Origin of the sequence: Aminipila luticellarii (assembly GCF_004103735.1) — a bacterium.
GTDB classification, from domain to species: Bacteria; Bacillota; Clostridia; order Peptostreptococcales; family Anaerovoracaceae; genus Aminipila; species Aminipila luticellarii.
On record NZ_CP035281.1, the window covers coordinates 1,024,015 to 1,043,189 of the forward strand.

General features: G+C 43.2%; 14 protein-coding genes and 1 pseudogene. 13 read left to right on the top strand and 2 right to left on the bottom strand.

Annotation, left to right across the window (positions count from 1 at the left end):
- Window positions 1-104: 104 nt before the first annotated feature.
- Window positions 105-1,451, bottom strand: coding sequence for an NADP-specific glutamate dehydrogenase (gdhA, locus tag EQM06_RS04665; RefSeq protein WP_128745220.1), 1,347 nt, complete (start codon window positions 1,449-1,451; stop codon window positions 105-107).
- Window positions 1,452-1,728: 277 nt separating this feature from the next.
- Between gdhA and EQM06_RS04670 the strand changes: the two genes are divergently transcribed.
- From EQM06_RS04670 to EQM06_RS04730, 13 genes and pseudogenes are all read left to right on the top strand, one after another.
- Entirely contained in the window at window positions 1,729-6,600 is a 4,872-nt protein-coding gene (locus EQM06_RS04670) for a nicotinate-nicotinamide nucleotide adenylyltransferase (RefSeq protein WP_128745221.1), read from the top strand.
- 26 nt (window positions 6,601-6,626) lie between these two features.
- Window positions 6,627-7,592, top strand: coding sequence for a lactate dehydrogenase (locus EQM06_RS04675; RefSeq protein ID WP_230975024.1), 966 nt, complete (start codon window positions 6,627-6,629; stop codon window positions 7,590-7,592).
- Between the two features lie 65 nt (window positions 7,593-7,657).
- On the top strand, window positions 7,658-8,740 hold the full coding sequence (locus EQM06_RS04680; RefSeq protein ID WP_230975025.1) for a flavodoxin family protein: 1,083 nt from the start codon (window positions 7,658-7,660) through the stop codon (window positions 8,738-8,740).
- Between the two features lie 247 nt (window positions 8,741-8,987).
- A complete protein-coding gene (gene mgtE, locus EQM06_RS04685) occupies window positions 8,988-10,364 on the top strand; it encodes a magnesium transporter (protein ID WP_128745222.1) in 1,377 nt (458 codons plus the stop codon).
- A 13-nt stretch (window positions 10,365-10,377) separates the two neighbouring features.
- A complete protein-coding gene (locus EQM06_RS04690) occupies window positions 10,378-11,226 on the top strand; it encodes an NAD(P)H-hydrate dehydratase (RefSeq protein ID WP_128745223.1) in 849 nt (282 codons plus the stop codon).
- A gap of 43 nt (window positions 11,227-11,269) precedes the next feature.
- Window positions 11,270-11,629 carry a type II toxin-antitoxin system PemK/MazF family toxin gene (locus EQM06_RS04695; protein ID WP_128745224.1) on the top strand — a complete coding sequence of 120 codons (360 nt, stop codon included), beginning with the start codon at window positions 11,270-11,272 and terminating at the stop codon, window positions 11,627-11,629.
- Window positions 11,630-11,699: 70 nt separating this feature from the next.
- Window positions 11,700-12,098, top strand: coding sequence for a hypothetical protein (locus EQM06_RS04700; RefSeq protein ID WP_128745225.1), 399 nt, complete (start codon window positions 11,700-11,702; stop codon window positions 12,096-12,098).
- 29 nt (window positions 12,099-12,127) lie between these two features.
- Complete coding sequence (locus EQM06_RS04705) at window positions 12,128-14,329, top strand: DUF5693 family protein (protein WP_128745226.1); 2,202 nt, start codon at window positions 12,128-12,130, stop codon at window positions 14,327-14,329.
- 3 nt (window positions 14,330-14,332) lie between these two features.
- Window positions 14,333-15,430, top strand: a complete 1,098-nt coding sequence (gene csaB, locus EQM06_RS04710) for a polysaccharide pyruvyl transferase CsaB (protein ID WP_128745227.1) — start codon at window positions 14,333-14,335, stop codon at window positions 15,428-15,430.
- Window positions 15,430-16,185, top strand: a complete 756-nt coding sequence (locus EQM06_RS04715) for a WecB/TagA/CpsF family glycosyltransferase (RefSeq protein WP_128745228.1) — start codon at window positions 15,430-15,432, stop codon at window positions 16,183-16,185. Before csaB ends, EQM06_RS04715 begins: the two co-directional genes overlap by 1 nt.
- Window positions 16,186-16,201: 16 nt before the next feature.
- A pseudogene (locus EQM06_RS04720) lies at window positions 16,202-17,026 on the top strand (transketolase); the annotation flags it as partial.
- Window positions 17,026-17,955 (top strand): transketolase family protein, encoded by a 930-nt coding sequence (locus EQM06_RS04725; protein WP_128745230.1) that lies wholly within the window; start codon window positions 17,026-17,028, stop codon window positions 17,953-17,955. The pseudogene EQM06_RS04720 and the gene EQM06_RS04725, both read left to right, overlap by 1 nt.
- A gap of 101 nt (window positions 17,956-18,056) precedes the next feature.
- Window positions 18,057-18,530, top strand: a complete 474-nt coding sequence (locus EQM06_RS04730; RefSeq protein ID WP_205666594.1) for a protease complex subunit PrcB family protein — start codon at window positions 18,057-18,059, stop codon at window positions 18,528-18,530.
- Window positions 18,531-18,596: 66 nt separating this feature from the next.
- Here EQM06_RS04730 and EQM06_RS04735 read toward each other — a convergent pair whose 3' ends face one another.
- Window positions 18,597-18,995: a ferritin family protein gene (locus EQM06_RS04735; RefSeq protein ID WP_128745232.1), complete on the bottom strand. Its 399-nt coding sequence runs from the start codon at window positions 18,993-18,995 to the stop codon at window positions 18,597-18,599.
- Window positions 18,996-19,175: the final 180 nt, after the last annotated feature.

The window sequence follows — 19,175 nt, forward strand, 5'->3', positions numbered from 1 at the left end:
TGCTTGAAGAAGATGTATCACATCAGAAAGAAGCAATCCTTTTTGTTTGAAAAAAAGAAGCCTGCAATGCTGCTTGCAGACTCCTTGATTTTTAGAAGTAGTGTTTATACTAAACCTTGAGACATCATGGCATCGGCGACCTTCTGGAAACCGGCAATATTTGCACCGGCTACCAGGTCATACTTGTCGTAGTATTTCTGGGAAGCCTCAGCACAAGCCTTATGGATGCCCACCATAATGTTGTGGAGCTGTTCATAGACCTGCTCTGTTGTAAATACCGTATGTCCGGCATTTTGCCCCATCTCAATACAAGAGGTAGCTACGCCGCCGGCATTGGCTGCTTTGGAAGGACCGACGATGATTCCGCCCTCCTGCATGATTTTGATCGCTTCATTGGTGGAGGACATATTGGAACCCTCACAGACAAATTTAACGCCGTTTTTAACGAATGTTTCAGCATCTTCTTTATGTATTTCGTTCTGAGTCGCACAAGGAATATAGAGATCGGCCTGAACCCCCCAAGGCTTTTCGCCCGGGAAGAATTTAGCCCCCGGGAATTTATCCGCATAAGGTGCACAGACATTTTTACCGGATCCGCGCAGTTCAAGCAGACAAGCAATTTTTTCATCGGTGTTGATTCCGGCTTCATCCAGAATATATCCGTCCGGACCGGAAATCGTGATCAATTTAGCTCCTAAATCTCTTAACTTTATGGCAGTGCCCCAGGATACGTTTCCGAAACCTGAGATGGCAACTGTTTTGTCCTTTAAATTTTCTCCGTTGGCCTTTAACATTTCCTCGGCATACCATACGATACCGAATCCGGTGGCTTCCGTTCTACCCAGACAACCGCCGTAGGATAAGCCTTTACCGGTTAAAACGCCTTCAAATCTATTTACAATTCTCTTATATTGACCGTACATGTAACCAATTTCTCTTGCACCAACGCCAAGGTCACCGGCAGGGACATCGGTTTCCGAGCCAATATGTCTGTATAATTCTGTCATAAAGGCCTGACAGAATCTCATAATTTCAGCATCAGATTTTCCGTTTGGATCAAAGTCTGATCCGCCTTTACCTCCACCGATAGGCAGACCGGTCAGGCTGTTTTTAAAAATCTGTTCAAAGCCCAAAAATTTAATGATTCCGGGATACACGCTGGGTGCAAATCTCAAACCGCCTTTGTAAGGTCCGATCGCACTGTTGAACTGGTATCTGTACCCTTTGTTCACGTGCACCTTGCCGGCGTCATCCGTCCACACAACTCTGAAAGTGACTCCTCTTTCGGGTTCCACTAATCTTTCAAGAAGACCGGCAGCCTCGTATTCCGGATGTTGTTCCATAACAGGTTTTAACGAAGAAAGCACTTCTTCAACAGTCTGATGAAACTCGGTTTCGCCAGGGTTATTTTTGATACACTGAGCGATAACTCTTTCAACATAATTTGACATCTTTTTTCTCCTCTTCTCATTTAATACTCTTGCTCCAAAAACAAGTACTCAACTTAGTTTCAATATAGCACTTTGGTAATTTCTAGTCAACGAAATTATCTGTCAAATGTATGCAGAATACAAAGTTGAAATATTCTGAAAAGAACAAATATTTTATACTGTGGCAATAGTGGAACAATAACTCAAATAGTGGTATACTAAACGCAACTATTAAAGTCAGCGTTGCCGCAGAGAAGCGTTGCGGTGCGGGTAGTACGGTGCTACAGCGGAGAGGTGTATGATGTATAAAAAAGCAGTGACAGAGATATACAGGCAGCTGGAAAAATCCTTGACGGACAGAGATTTTCTAAAAGAGGCGGATGTGCCAAAGAAGATAATGGTCAAGTTATTACGGGATCAGAACTGGCAGGCACGCATTGCAGAGCTTCTTTCCTTAGAGAAAATGACCTGTACAGCCATAGCAGAAGCCAGCCGTTCCACGATTTCCGCTCTGGATACGGAACCGGAAGAGGGGTGGCTTGAATGCATAAAAAACAATACGATAGAAAGATTATTTCCTACGGGAACGAGAGAAGAAAAAAGAGCAGGAACGGATATGCTTCTTCGCATCATCCGTATATTTATTCAATGGCAGAACGCAAACAGGGCATTTGATCCTTCTCAAAATATAGAATTACTGGCGGAGGAAGAATTTAAATCGTGCCCGGTAAGGGATGAATATATGAAGTTCATCCGATTTTGGAATGATTCTTACATTTACGAATTTATGCTGATTTTTAAAGAGCTGACCTCCTTTAATACGGTGGGCCATATAGCCGGCGTTCATTTTGTGGCGATGCATATAGCAAGGCAGCTTAAGAAGCTGGGCATGCCCATTGATATGGCTCTTGTTTCGGGTGCGGCTGCCGGACATGATCTGGGAAAGTATGGATGTAAGCCTCATGAAACAGAAAAAATTCCTTACCTGCACTATTATTATTCCGACCAGCTGTTTAAAGAAAATGGTATGCCCACCATCGCTCATATTGCGGCCAATCATTCCACGTGGGATCTGGAGCTGGAGAATCTTTCAGTGGAATCGCTGGTATTGATTTATGCCGATTTTAGAGTCAAGAGCAGCAGAGATAAGGATGGGGATGAAATCGTGCATTTTTATTCCTTGGAAGAGTCTTTTGATATTATTCTTAACAAGCTGGATCATGTGAATGAAGAAAAAAGCAGACGATATATCCGGGTATATTCCAAGCTCAGTGATTTTGAGAAATACATGAAGGACATAGGTATTTCTGTGGATTTAAATTCCAATTGCGTTTTAAAAGCAGATCAGAAAGGGGAATCCCTCTTAAATACACAGCAGACCATAGCAAAATTAAAGTTTCTTGCCATCGAACACAACATAACCTTGATGAGCCATTTAAACAATGATATTTCTTTTGCAAATCTTTTGGAAAAGGCTAGAAGTGAAAAGCAATGGAAAAGCATTCGGGCATATTTGAATATTTTTAGTGAATATTCCACGTACATGACGCAGAAGCAAAAATTATATACCTTGCATTTTCTGTATGAACTGCTTATGCACAGAGAGGGCGATATAAGAAGACAGGCCGCAGGTATTATGGCGGCCATCATCGTGAACTATGACGAGGACTTCCGAAAGGAACTTCCGGAGGATGCCCATGTGGATTCTAAAGAAATGACCGCACTGGAGCTGTGGAAACAATTCATAGAACAAATTATTTTTCCGGATTATAAAGTGACAGAACAGCACAAGCGGTGGATTCGATACAGCCTAAAGACGCTTATGACTATCATGCTTGAAAAATGCAGAACAGAGGTAGAGAGACAGCAATATCTGGATGTGTTCTTCTCCCATTTTCAAAACAGGCGTATGGAAGATGGTTCAGCTTTTATGATGCTGGCTACGGCTTTAGTTGTTCCCCTTGGAATCTACAGCAAGGAAAGTATGATACGTTTGATGACCTTTGCCGGCGAAATGTCTGAGAGGGACTCCTTAGAAATTAAAATAGCCGCTTTAAGATGTGCAAAGTATGTGGCAGCGGAATGCGAAGATCCTTGCGTGATAGAAAAAATAAAGCCTTCTATCGTGCAAATCATGGAAGGTGTGCATGAAGACCGGATATCTGTGGCTTATCTCAAATATAAAATTTTATCTGCTTTAGGAGAATATACGAAAGAGAAATGCCTGTATGAAGAAAAATTATATAAAGAAAATCAGGTGGAGTCTGATTTATATCTGGAAAATCTAAAAATAGATACACCGTGGGTCATCAAAGCAGTGAATATAGAGTTTTTGCTGGATAAACTAAACCGGGGCATGTACGAGGAAAAGCTTCATATTGCCACGCATTTTTCTAATCTGGTCAAAGTCAGTGAACGAATTACCGTGAGACACAGTGCGGGCAAAGGGTTATTACAGGTCATAAAGCTTTTGTCTTTGGATCAGAGAAATGAGATCATCATCGAAATGACGAAGGGCTTGGAAATTGGGGAATACCAGTTTTCAAAATATATACCGGAGTATTTGGGCGAGCTGGCTATGTATCTGCATCCACGTGAACTGGATGAACTGTTAGGGGATTTAAAGAAGCTTTCAGACAGTACAAATCAGCGGATTGCTTCTGTTGCGCTGGATACGCTGGGCGTTATGATCAAGAAATATCCGGGCTATGGGAAGCGGTTCGAGGAAGCAGCTGAAATCTATGAAAAGCGCAGAGAACTGATGATTGGTATCCTTCTCAGAGGGTTTGCCAATTATGATGAAATAATCAGTCAGGAGGCCTTTCTGGTGATTGGACAGAGCATTTTTGGCAGCGGGGAGTTGTCCCTTCAGGACAAACGGACTGTCTTTGAACAGACCTATAAAAAAATAGTGACTCTTATAGCAGATAAAAAAGAAAATGAACTTTCCTTTTACAACAATGCCGCAGCCTTAAATCATATCTACCGATTTATTACGGATTATCTGATGCAGAATGAAAGCTTTGATTTCGCGGATCCTTCTAAGGTGGCTTTTTTCCCGGGTACGTTTGATCCATTCTCCCTCAGTCATAAGGGAATCGTGCAGGAAATCAAGAAGCTGGGATTTGAAGTGTATTTGGCTTTGGATGAGTTTTCCTGGTCCAAAAGAACACAGCCCCGCATGATACGAAAACAGATTGTCAGCATGTCTGTAGCGGACGAAAGCGGCGTGTATATTTTTCCGGACCATATCTCCGTAAACCTTGCTAATCCTGCTGATTTAAGGCGGTTGAAAAAGATATTCGCAGATAAGGATTTATATATGGTGGTAGGAAGTGATGTAATCGCCCATGCCTCTTCTTACAAAAAATCACCGGAACCGGATTCTATACACCATATGAATCACATCGTATTTAAAAGAGACAGTGAGGTGGAAGGCTCCGCAGAAGCGAACGATTCATCCCATTCAGTCAATCCGATTCAAGGTGCTGTCATTGAGTTGAAGCTTCCGGTTCATCTGGAGGACATCAGTTCTACCAGAATCAGAGAAAATATAGATAATGATCGGGACATTTCCAATTTAATTGATACGGTGGCGCAAAACTATATTTATAGGAATAGTCTGTATCTGAGGGAACCGCAATACAAAAGCGTCATACGATCCTCTTCCATTATTCTTGAGGTGATCAAGCATGATAATGCAGAAATCTTTTGTGCTGTCAGTGCAGCAATGGGAGGCCTTTCAGCCATTAAGGACAGTCTGTCGGATTATGTGGAAAATAAAGAGGTCACCGCGATGGTTATAAAAAATGGAAGCGATTATGACCGGGTCCTGGGGGTCGTTTTATTTCATGAGCTGGATACGGTAAATTTATATAGAGAATTTCACCAGTCAGAAGCAGCCTCTTATATCAGAGAGCATTCCTCCGGAAAAGTTGCCGTTTTGGGAGCACTCCTTGTCAGTGCGGATAGTAAGATCGACGATTTGGAGCAGATCCTTTTGACGGAAGCTCTTGCCGACTGTCTGAGAACGGGCTTTACGTATGCGGTATACAATCCCATATTTTCAAAATCGGAGGCCTACAGCCAGAGGGTAGAAGCGGTAATGCGCCGTCAGGGATTTTTCAACATATCGGAGGATTTGAACGGCTCGGCTATTTATTTTGTCGACATGCAATCGCCGGTCATCTTATTTGAAAATATGGAAATGAGAATAAAAAGTCCTTTTGATACAAACCAAAGGATTTTACAAGTGTTAAAGCAGGCACATATCAATATGCAGAATTCCCTGACTCAGATTTATAAGGGAAGTCTTGTGCTGTCTTTCAACTCGGGGATTATGCACCATCGATTGGTAGACATGATCACGGCGGTAAACGGCGTTTCAAGAGAGCATACAAAAATTCGAAGGTTAGGGCCATACATGTGTGTGCCTTTTGGAAAAATTTTGGATGGCAAAGCCGTACCAAATACCGTTACAAAAACCCTTCATACGGAAAAAATTTTTGATACGCAGGTGAGAAGCTTTAAAATTAAGGAATTTCCAAATTATACAACCCTTGAAAATCAGATCGGTACCATAGAATCCTTTCATCGGCCTGTGCTGTTGGTAGATGACATGCTGCATAAGGGATATCGGCTGAAGGAGTTAGATCCCATTTTTAAAAAGACAGATATCCAGGTAGAGAAAATCATTGTAGGCGTTCTTTCCGGCAAGGGAAAGGATTTGATGGCGATTCAGGGAAGAAACGTAGACAGCGCTTACTTTATCCCCCACCTCAGAACTTGGTTCATAGAGGATGCCATGTATCCGTTTTTAGGAGGGGACAGCGTAGAAAGAGAATATTCTTTTACCGGAAATTTGATTCCGTCTGTCAATATGATACTGCCCTATGTACTGCCGGCATTTTTGGCCGGAGAAGATAGGAGGGCGGTCTTTACATTTTCACTGACCTGCTTAAAAAATGCTGAAAAGATTCTGAAAGTGCTGGAGGAAGAGTTTCAAAGAACTTTTGAGAAAAATTTGACCTTGAATAGGCTTGGAGAGGTCATTTATTCCCCAAGGTGTCCGGACAAGGGATATTGCATCGGGTATGATGAAAATCTGGCCCCTTCCGTATATGTATCCAATGATATTGAAAAACTAATGCGATTAAAAAATATGGTTTAAAAAGAACCGGATGAGGAAGTGTAAAGGTGTACAGATTAACTGATTTGGATTCCCAAGCTGAAAGGACAGGATATATGCCGTTTTCGTTTCAGCATAAAAAGAGAGTAAATCTGCTTGCTTTAGGAGATGTGGGCAGTACGCTCCTGACCGGATTAAAGCTGATGGGGGCGGATGTTATTGAATGCATAGGGATTTACGACATGAACACTGACCTGTGCCGAAGATATGAAATGGAAATAAATCAGATTACATTCCCGCTTGATCCAAGGAAGCTTCCGGAGGTTCGGAGCATTACCGCAGAAGAGCTGTTTCATTGTGATCTGTTCATCTTTTGTGCGGCAAAAGCGGTGCCGCCCCTAAATGAAAAAGTGCAGGATGTGCGAATGGCTCAGTTTGCAGGCAATAAAAAAATAGTGGAACAATATGCAAGGATGGCGGCAGATAAAAATTTCAAAGGATTATTTGCCGTTCTGTCAGATCCGGTGGATCCGCTGTGCAAGGCAGCCTGGCTGGCCGCAGGAGGCAGACTGTGCGCCGAACAGATACAGGGATTTGGTCTGGGAGTCATGAACAGCAGAGCTATCTATTATGCAAAAAGGGAGGAACGGTTCAGACGCTATTTGAGCGAAGGCAGAGCTTTCGGACCGCATGGACAGGATCTGGTTCTTGCAGACAGTGTACAGGATTACGATGATGAGTTATCCCGGGAGTTGACCAGATTAACGATTGATGCCAATACAGAGGTCAGAGAGCTTGGTTTTAAACCTTATATAGCGCCGGCTTTGTCCTCAGGGGCTATTTCCCTGCTGCTCACTTTGCGGGGAGAATGGCATTACAGTTCAAACTTTATGGGAAGGAGCAAGGAGGGAGCCTTCATAGGTGCGTTAAATCGCATGACGGAGCGGGGGACCCAATGGGAGGATACGTTCCTGCCGGAGCCTCTATTCTTGCGGATAAAAAATGCATATGATAACCTAAAAACTTTTATTTGAAAACTCGCTATCAATTTTGCCGCAGTGTTAAAGCACCGGACAGAATGCGGAAGGAGGCGGACAGAATGTGTATGGAGAAGGATGACCTGGTATTGATCAAGCCTTATTGCAGAGAGAAGAATAAAGCCGGGAGGTTGAGGGCTATATTGGCTAAAAGCTTAGAGGGATATACCTTTGATACGATTGCTACAGTAGAAGAATTTGAAGAATATGATCTGACCAATAAGAGGATCCTCTTTGCTGTGTCCCTGGGAGAATCCGGCATCAATCTGGAATGGTATGCCATTTTAAAAAAAATCAGAAAAAGCGGATTGTGCTTTCAGGGAAGCATCGGCGGAATTCTTGTGGACGGAAACAGTGAGCTCTATACCAAATCCTTTGCCAGAGAACTGGTCCTGAGTGCCAATCTGGCGGGCTGTACCTTTGTGGGAAGGCCTCTTGTAGAAGGTACAAGATCTTTGCAGAATTTTAATATTGCGGCGAAGAATCTGGAAACAGATAACATGGGGGCTTATATGGAGTCCGGTCATGAATTGGTAAAAAGGGTGATGACATTTGATTACCTTAAAAAAGATCATCCCAAAATCTTGATGCTTCATGCAGGAAATAAAAGAATTTCCAATAGTCTGCTCTTATGGGAAAAGGTAAAGGGGCATTTAAAAGGCTGCGATATAAAGGAAATTTCTTTGCTCAACGGGACGGTGGTAGACTGTATCGGATGTCCATATGGTCAATGTCTGCACTTTGGCGAAAATAATACCTGCTTTTATGGAGGAATCATATCGGATCAAGTTTATCCGGCTATTTTAGAGGCAGATACGTTGCTGCTTGTATGTCCGAATTATAATGATGCGGTCAGTGCCAATATTGCCGCCTTTATTAATCGGCTGACGGCTTTATTTATGACCCATAAATTTTATGAAAAAGCATTGTTTGGTATCATTGTATCGGGATATAGCGGGGGTGACATCGTCGCCCAGCAGCTGATCAGTTCTCTCAACATGAATAAGACCTTTTATCTGCCGGCCGGTTTTGTCCTGATGGAAACTGCCAATAACCCGGGGACGGTTTTGGACATTCCGGGAATCGAAGAGAGGGCGGCGGCCTTTGCCAACCACATTTTAATAAATAAAACGTTAAAAGAATAACAAATAAAGCAAGGTCTTGCAAACCTACCCTTAAATGGAGTATAATTTATTAGTTATGAGTAAAACTAAAATAAAAAGATAACAACGAAAGGATGTGAAGATTGTGGAACTTGGACCTAGTCCCGAGCGGAGAAGTTTAGCAACATATAAATATAGGGTAAATCCGCAGTTTTTGCATGTTATGACGAACTGACCCTGTTTCAAAAATTTGGATTTGCCCCATATAAAATAAAGGAGGTATATTCCAATGGAACAGGAAAAAACATTAAACGAAATACTGGAAGAAATTCTGGAGCTATTGCAGAATAAAAAATACGGAAAGGCAAGAGACCTCTTGCTGAAAAACAATTCCGTCGATATAGCCGAGATACTGGAAGACATCATGGGAGAACTCGACGTGGAAATCGCTGTTATCGTATTTCGGACACTGCCTAAAAATGTATCCGTAGAAGTGTTCTCATACCTGCCGATCGAGGATCAGGTGGCTATTATCAATGTCATAACGGATAAAGAAGTGAGCTACATCATGGACGAGCTGGCTTTCGACGATATGATCGACGTGTTAGAAGAGCTGCCTGCCAATGTAGTGGATAAGATTCTTGAAAAGACCCCTAAGGATGAGCGAAAACTGATCAATACGTTTTTAAATTATCCGGATACTTGCGCCGGAAGTCTGATGACTCCGGATTATATAAGTCTGGAAAAGAATATGACGGTGGCAGAGGCACTAGCCTATATAAAAAAAGAAGGTATGGACAGTGAAACCGTATATACCTGCTATGTGAAGGACAGGGGACGAACCCTTTTAGGAATCGTTTCTCTCAGAACATTGGTTATCGCGGATGACGACTTGTGTATTTCCGAGTTCATGCATACGGATTTTATCAGTGTCAACGTGTATGATGATCAGGAGGAAGTATCGGATATCTTTAAAAAATACGGCTTCCTTGCGGTGCCTGTAGTAGATAAGGAAAACAGGCTGGTAGGCATCATTACGGTAGACGATATCTTAGATGTTATCGAAGAGGAAACTACCGAAGACTTTGAGAGAATGGCGGGAGTTATTGACAGCTCCGATAAAGAATATTTGGATATGAGCGTTTGGCATCATGTAAAAAACAGAATTCCATGGCTTTTTCTTTTAATGTGCTCCTATGTGATTACAGGCGGAATTATAGCCAGCTTTGAGGATGTGCTGTCCAAGGTGATCAGCTTAGTAGCCTATCTGCCCATGCTGATGGGCACGGGAGGAAATTCCGGTTCCCAGTCGGCTACGCTTATTATACGCGGGATGTCCCTGGATGAAATCGATCTTTCCGATTTCGGCAAGGTCATGTGGAAGGAGATCCGGGTCAGCACCATTGTAGGAATTATTTTAAGCTCCTTAAATTTCGTGCGGATCTGCTGGCTGGATGGGCAGGGCTCCATGATTGCATTGACGGTGTGCAGCTCTATGCTTGTTATTGTTATAGCGGCAAAGGTAATCGGAAGTATGCTGCCGATGCTGGCCAAAAAGGTAGGAATCGATCCGGCGTTAATGGCCTCCCCTATGATTGCCTCTTTGACAGACATGGTGTCTGTTATTACGTATTTTTTGATGGCATCCGTCTTGCTGGGAATTTAATAAAGGTTTTTTTATGAAAAATGGTTTAATTACTTTAGAATATGTAAATACTGTAATCAAGAGACGAAAAAGAGACATACATAAAGGTGATTGCGGAAGAATTCTCTTGATTGCAGGGTCCTTGGGAATGGCAGGTGCTGCCATTCTGTGCGGAAGAGGAGCACTGCGAAGCGGTGCGGGTCTTGTGCAGATCGCGGTGCCGGAGGAGCTTTTCCCCATCCTTCAGACGGGGATACCCGAAGCAACCTGTGTTTCAAGAACGTCTCTTAATTTGGACAAGCAGCGATACCATGCGATTGCAGCAGGTCCGGGGTTAGGGGAGGAATCGGAAAATGTACAATTGATCAGAAAAATATTGCAAAGATATGAAGGAACCTTTGTTCTGGATGCCGACGGTCTAAATCAGATCGCATTAAATCACATGCAGAAAGAATTAAAAAATGCCCGGTGCAGCGTCATCATCACGCCGCATACAGGCGAAGCTGCGAGACTGCTTTCCATTGATATTACCAGCGCCAAGGAGATGGACAGGCAGGAGCTTTCAGCCCGTCTCGTAGAAGAGACAAATGCCGTTGTCGTGCTAAAAGGGGAAGGGACGATTGTGGCAACGCCGGAGGGAAATTCATATACTAATACTACAGGTAATCCCGGTATGGCCACCGGAGGTGCGGGAGATGTTCTTACGGGAATCATCACTTCCCTTGCGGGGCAGGGACTTTTACCTGAGGACGCTGCTAAAGCGGGTGTCTGTCTGCATGGGCTGGCAGGCGATTTGGGAGCGGAACGCTTTGGAGAATACGGCCTGATAGCTGGAGATATAGCAGATATGACAGCTTTGGCCATCCAAAAAACAATGGGATAAAATATAGTAAAAGAGATTAACTAAAAATTGGAGAGTGAGTGACTTGTTAGTGAAAAAAGGCGATATTTATTTCGCAGATTTAAGTCCGGTCATAGGCTCTGAACAGGGGGGTATAAGACCCGTTCTTGTAGTGCAAAACGATGTAGGCAACAAGTACAGTCCTACTATTATAGTAGCTGCTGTTACTTCACAGCTGAACAAGGCGAAGCTGCCTACACATGTTGAGATAGACGCTAAAGATAATGGATTAAGCAAAAAGTCAGTGGTTCTGCTCGAACAACTCAGAACGATAGATAAAAAGAGATTAAAAGAGAGAATCGGAACCATTGATGAAGCGCTTCTTCCAAATGTGAATGAGGCATTGACCGTAAGTTTAGGAATTGCACCGAACAACATGAGCTAGGTGTAACCATATATAAAGTAAATACAAAAACACTCGGAAACGAGTGGAGAAAGGGAAATGGGAGGAAGATATGAAGAAAAGCATAATAATTTCTATAGTAACGATACTTGTACTGGTGTTTGGCATTTCAATGGCTATGGCAGCCACAGACCAGCCCGGTTCTGAATCAGATCCGGTTGTTACGAAAAGTTATGTAGACAGCAGAACTTCATATTCCCCTATAAGTCTTACAGCGGGACAAAAACTGATCGGCGGAGAAGGAACAGAAATCATACTGCGAAGCGGGGAAGCTACGGCTATCGACAACGGCGCAAATGGTGTCTCAGACCTTACGGCCGGTACGGATTTGACGACCGGCAGTCAGGTGGCGGTAAACCACCTGCTGCTGGTTCCAAGAAATGACGACAGAGGTATAACCGCGACAACAGACATATGGGTGATGATCAGAGGTACATATACGATTCAGTAACATGGAAAAAGTAAGGAGTTACATATTTTATGAGGGCATTTTTTAAAGAAAACAAATGGTTAATCATTGTCATTTTTGTTTTTGTACTTATTTCAGGCATTTCTATAGGACATAGGATTGCCATAGAAAAAAATAATAAGACCTATGATATCATAGCAGATTACAATGAGCTTGAATTGATGGCGGAACAGTCGCATAAAGATGTTTCCTATTGGTTGAAGCAGTTCAGGGACAAGCTGAATATTACGAAGATCGGCCTTTCTGAGGAGAGTATCGTGACGCTTATGGAGGATACGGATCTGGAAGTAAGCGGTAAGACCATGGATGAAGTCACGAAGGAAGCGGACTGGAAGGATAAGCTTCCGGCAGCATTTGTTCAGGGACTCACAGAACACGGGTATGATTCGTACGATGTACTGGTTCAGATGGATTCCCGCAGAGCGGCAGATTTTGTGTTGAATGCTGTAAAGAACAGATTTGAAAAGAACAAATATTATGCCATGGATTTCGGCGATTCTGCCTATGTGGTCATTGACGGTGATTCTAAGACCGCTTTGTACTCGCAGCCATATAAATTGGCCAATTCCAAGAAAGGCGGATTTATAGAACGAACAGATATTGTCGGCTCCAAGATTATGTATATCAGCCTAGGGCTGCTGCCTGAAAAGGTTGAAAAGGTTCAGGCTTTGGGGCTTGAAATCATACCGAGAACGCTGTGCTATGGCGGATATAACGGAGATAAGTATGGGAAAGCTGTCATTGCCGAGTACGAAAAGTACGGCATTAAGCCAGAGTATCTTATTGCGGGCGGAGAAGGTGTGATTGGATATGATGACGGTATCAAGCTGGCTGAAAAGTATATAAAAGATAACCACATTAAGATTGGATTGATAGAAAATACTACGCAGCTTCAGAACATTTTGCAGGATGGTGTGGAGGAGATTGCTAAAGACACGGAGTATGATGCCGTACGGGTTTTCTCTGTGTGGAATTATATACAATATAGATATAAATTCTATGGGTACGAAGGTGCTGAGGAAATCGAAAATACGCTGTTTAGAGCCATTACTGAAAGAAATGTCCGGGTCATTTATTTTAAACCGATCAAAGAAAATCAGGATTTATTTACTTATGTAACCGACATGAAGGTATACGAAAAGATGTTTACAAGCCTTGATAAAAGGCTGGAAGCACATAACTTCTCCTATGGTTCCGCTTCTGTCATGAAGTACCATGAGGTAAGCTATGCTTTAAAGATGTTTACAGCTTTCGGCTGTGTTGCAGCGGCAGTTCTTCTGCTCAGCGCATTTTTGCCTCTGAAAAAAAGAGGAAAAATTATCTTGGGCGTATTAGGCGCAGCTGGTGCACTGGCCGCTTCCTATGTGATACCTAACAGCTTTGTGCTTCTGCTTTCTTTTGTCTCAGCGGTGGTTTTTGCCTGTCTGGCTATTACACTGTTTACAGGAGTGAGCCAAGGACTTCGGGATACCTTGAGACCGGATACTCCTTTAATAAAGCTGATGGGGTTGTCCGCGTTGACGTTGATAGCCTGTGTGCTGATTTCCCTAATGGGCGGCATGATGACGGCAGCTCCGTTATCCTCCACCAGCTATATGCTTGAAATCGACATTTTCAGAGGAGTGAAGCTGGCACAGCTGCTGCCGATCGCGTATTTTGCCGTTGCCTATTTGGCATATTTTGGATTCGGTGAAAAGAAAAAGAATGCAGGAAAACTGGAGTTTCATGATTTAAAAGACATGATGAACACCTCCATTAAGATTTGGATGATTCTTGTGGGGGCTGCGCTCGCCGGAGTGGGATATTACTATATCGCCAGGACTGGTCATGAATCCTCTGTTGAAGTGTCCAGCATCGAAATGATCTTTAGAAATTATCTGGAGGATATGTTAGTCGCAAGACCTAGAAATAAGGAATTTCTGTTCGCATTCCCTTCGATTATGCTGATGGTCTATACTTCTGTAAGAAGATTTAAATTGTGGCCTGTTCTGTTTGGACTTTGCGGAGTCATCGGTATGACCTCGGTGAACAATACCTTTATGCATATCAGGACGCCGCTGTACCTGGGCTTTTTCAGAACAGGATACTCCTTACTATTTGGCGTTATTGCAGGTATTATTGGAATTTTTGTCTTTGAAATGATTTATAAGATATATACAAAATGGATCGTGCCGTTTCAGGCGGGCTGTACAAATCAGGAAGAGGGCAGGTAATTCATGTATAAGATATTGATTTCAGGGTACTATGGGTTCAACAATATTGGGGATGAATCCATTTTGCGCGCAGTGGTGGACAATCTGCAGGACAGGCTTGAGGATATTGAAATTACTGTGTTGTCGCAAGATCCTGTCTCTACAGCTGAAAAGTACGGCGTAAAATCCGCAAGCAGAAAATCGATGAAGAGCATTGTGAAAGCTGTAAAAAGGTGTGATTTGCTGGTCAGCGGAGGCGGAAGCCTTTTGCAGGATGTCACCAGTAAGAAAAGCATCTTATACTATTTGATCATCATGTGGCTGGCTCAGCTTTTCAGGAAGAAGATTTTTATCTACAGCCAGGGAATCGGACCAATCAATTCTAATTTAAACAGAAGACTGACTGCCAGGACTTTATCAAAGGTCAGCGGAATTGTTGTCCGGGATGAGGCTTCTAAAGAATTTCTTGCGGAAATTGGAGTAGATCCTCAAAGAGTAGAGGTCACTGCAGATCCGGTACTGAGAATCAAGCCCGTTCCCCTGATCATAGGCCAAGAAATTCTGCGGAAAGAGGGTATCCAAATCGATCGGGACCGGCTTACCGTAGGATTCGCCATAAGGGAGCGCAAAACGGACAGTGAATTTGTGGACGAGCTTTGTATCGCCATAGACAGGTTGGTAACGGAGCAAAAAGCGCAGATCGTTCTAATCCCTTTTCACTATTCAGAAGATGTAGGAGTAATTGAGGAACTGGAAAAGCGGCTGGGCGATAAGGTCTGTTCCATCAAACATAAATACTTAACCAATGAAATGCTCAGTATCATAGGAAATATGGATTTGCTGGTGGGGGTTCGGCTCCATGCCTTGATTCACTCTGCCATTATGAATGTTCCCATGATCGGTATTTCTTATGATCCGAAAATCAACTCTTTCATGAAGTCTATTGGTATGAAGGCCATGTGCTCCATATATGACTTCAATAATCAGGATTTCATGGAGGAGTTCAATAAAACCATACAGCATCGGGAGGTCATCAAAAACAGAGTGCAGGAAAAGCTTGTGCATTTGACCAAGGCATTGGATACGAACGAAGAAATGATTAAAAAGATAATGGAGAAATAATGGAAAACAGTAAACGAATAAAAATTTTGGACGTACCTGTGGATATGGTCAACAATCAGCAGGCAATGGAAATTTTTAAAGGGCTTATGGAAAGACCGGGCTGCGATTTAATCGTAACGCCCAATTCTGAAATAATAATGAATGCGACCAGAGATCCGGAGCTAAAAATGCTGATAGAAGAGGCTGGACTCATTATTCCTGATGGAATCGGTTTGGTATATGCTTCTAAAATAATCGGTCAGCCCTTAAACGAAAGAGTGACAGGGGTAGATTTTCTGAACAGTATATTGGAATATTTAGAGCAGAACGGGAAATCCGTATATCTTCTGGGCAGCAAGCCGGCTAATGAGGAAAGAGCATCGGTGGCGGAACTGGCGGGAGAAAATATGCGAATCAAGCATCCAAGGCTGAAAATTGCGGGGACCCATGACGGATACTTTAAAAAGCAGGAAGAAGCGGATTTGGTCAAAGAAATCAACGCGTCGGGGGCAGAGTTTTTATGCACGGCGCTGGGTGCTCCTAAGCAGGAAAAATTTATTTATGAGCATAGAAATGAATTAATAAATATCCGTGCCGGAATAGGTGTCGGCGGAAGTCTCGATGTATGGGCGGGAACCGTAAAGAGGGCACCGAAATTTTATCAGGAGCATGGATTGGAATGGCTTTACAGGTTGATACAGGAACCTAGCAGATATAAGAGAATGGCACAATTGCCGTTATTTATGGTTAAAGTCTTAGCAAAAGGCAAGCAATAGTCGCAAGAAGGAGGCGAGTAATATGAAATACCCAGAATTAAAAGAAATTGCTCAAAGAATCAGAATTGATATAATCAGAGCCGTGCATGCAGCCGGTTCAGGGCATCCGGGCGGCTCCCTTTCAGCTGCGGATATCGTTACAGCATTATATTTTCGTGAAATGAACATCGATCCGAAAAATCCAAAGATGCTGACCAGAGATAAGTTTATTCTTTCAAAAGGACACGCCAATCCGGTCTTGTATTCGGCTCTGGCTGAAAAAGGATTTTTCCCGGTAGAGGAATTACTTACGTTGCGTAAAATTGGTTCTAAGCTTCAAGGCCACCCGGACATGAAGAAGGTGCCGGGCGTTGAAATGTCCACAGGCTCCTTGGGGCAAGGATTTTCTGCTTCTGTAGGAATGGCTCTGGCAAACAGAATGGATGACAATGAAGGAAGAATTTATGTCCTTCTGGGAGACGGAGAAATGCAGGAAGGAATCGTATGGGAAGCAGCTATGGCTGCCGCTCATTACGGACTGGATAACATGACGGCCATTTTAGATTGGAATGGTCTTCAGATTGACGGCAGAAACGAAGAGGTTATGACCGTGGCTCCGGTAGATGAAAAGTTCAGAAGCTTTGGATGGAATGTGCTTTATATAGATGGCCATAATTTTGATGAGATCGTTGAAGCCTTGAATACGGCAAGACATACCGAGGGAAAACCGACTGTCATTATTGCAAAGACTATAAAGGGTAAAGGTGTTTCCTTTATGGAGGATAATGCGGGATGGCATGGAAAAGCACCGAATGATGAAGAAGCAAAACGGGCAGTAGAAGAACTGGGAGGTGAATGGTAATGGCAGAAAAAATGGCGACGAGACAAGCTTATGGGCAGGTTCTTGTAGAGCTTGGAGATAAATATGATAATTTGGTGGTAATGGATGCAGACCTTTCCAAATCAACGATGACCGCTGATTTTGGGAAACATTTTCCGGAACGGTTCTTAAATATGGGGATTGCGGAACAGAATCTGTACGGCGCGGCAGCGGGTCTGGCCTTGTCCGGAAAAATTGTGTGCGCCAGTACGTTTGCTATGTTTGCGGCAGGAAGAGCCTTTGAAATCATCCGGAATTCTATCGGATACCCTCATGCCAATGTGAAAATTTGTGCGACCCATTCAGGAATCACAGTAGGAGAAGACGGTGCCAGCCACCAGACCTTTGAAGATATGGCATTGATGAGAACTATTCCCGGAATGACGGTCATCAACCCCGGCGACGGCTTTTCAGCAAAAGAATTGATCAGGCAGGCCGTAGCCTTTGAGGGTCCGGCTTATATTCGGCTTGGACGAGCGGCAGTTCCTATGATTTATAATGAAAAATCAGTCATTGAAATCGGAAAGGGAAACTGCATCCGAAAAGGAAAGGACTATACGATTATAGCGACAGGTATCATGGTGAACGAAGCATTAATGGCGGCAGACCAGCTTGCAAAAGAAGGATTGGACGTAAGAGTGATCGACATGCACACCATTAAGCCGATCGATAAAGATATCATACTGAAAGCAGCGGCAGAAACGAAAGGTATCGTTACGGCTGAGGAGCATTCAGTCATCGGAGGACTGGGTGCTGCCGTAGCAGAAGTGGTGTGTCAGCATGCGCCTATACAGATGGCTTTTGTCGGGCAGCAGGATACGTTTGGCGAATCGGGAAAGCCGGAGGAATTAAAAGAAAAGTATGGAATGACAGCAGCGAATATCGTAGCTGCGGTAAAATCTTTACAATAGAAAATCAAAAATAAAAATAGACGAATATTTGTCTCCCTTCGTGAATAGATTTTTGTATATCGGAAGATTATGAAGATTTACAGGCGAAGGGAGTTTTTATTGTGAGCGAGAATAAGTTTTTGAAAAAGTTGGGTGGGCCGTGGAAAAAAGTCCTTATAATAATTTTAGTTGTAGTGGTAGTTCTTTTAGCGGCCGTATTTGCCATGAATCATTTTGGCGGGTCGGAGGCTGTAAAATTTAAAGTCCTTGGAGAGCAAGAGATCCCTCAGGATATCGTGGGTCAGGTCATACCGGAATATAGGGACTTGGAAAGAGCTCTTGCGTGTATGGTAGATGACAAAGTATATGTACTCGTTTCTCGGGGTGAAAAACCTACATCAGGCTTTGATCTAAATATTGATCGGATGGCGATAGAAGAGAAGGACGGCGTGACGAATCTGGCTGTGTATGCAAATTTTGCGGACCCGGAACCGGGTGTGGCGCTTACTCAGATTCTGACTTATCCTCTCAAGGTCGCAGAAACTGAACTGACCCAACTGCCTGACCAGATAGAACTCAGAGTGCAATATAAATAAAGAAAGAAAAATCAGAACCTGAGAATCAATGGATTTCTCAGGTTCTTTGTTCAGATGAGATAAAAGTTAAAGTCTGCTTAAGAGGTAAAGCAGTGCAATGGAATTCAAGTTTTTGTCTACGGCGGCACCAAACAGGGAACCTAGCAGCAGGGCGTCTCCTAACCCTCTGTTATAGTTGGACATGTATCTGCGGTAGCGATAGCCTTCGGACAGAGCCTTGTCACGGAGAGCTTCACGGTATGGTCTTCTTTGCAGAGAACTGGAGACACGGGGGGTATACGCCTCTCCTGTCATCCCTTGATAGATGGCACCAAATTCTTTTGCGTGCTGCATTTCGCTGTCGGACATCTCATTTAAGAGCTGCTGGCTTACCTGATCCGGAGCCATATCAGCCAGCTGCTTGTAATATTGACTGTCCGATACGCCCTCATCGATGTACATTTTAACTGTTTCCGGTAAAGTCATATGTTAAACAACCTTTCTATTTAGAATCTTTACATGAATCTTCTGACCGGCGCTTAGACGCCGGACTGTCAGAAGGTTCATTGCTTTTTCTATATTTATTATATGTTTGCCCCTAAAATATGTTATCGCAATACATAGAAGTACTCTATATGTTTTTTAAATAATGATTTACATAAAATG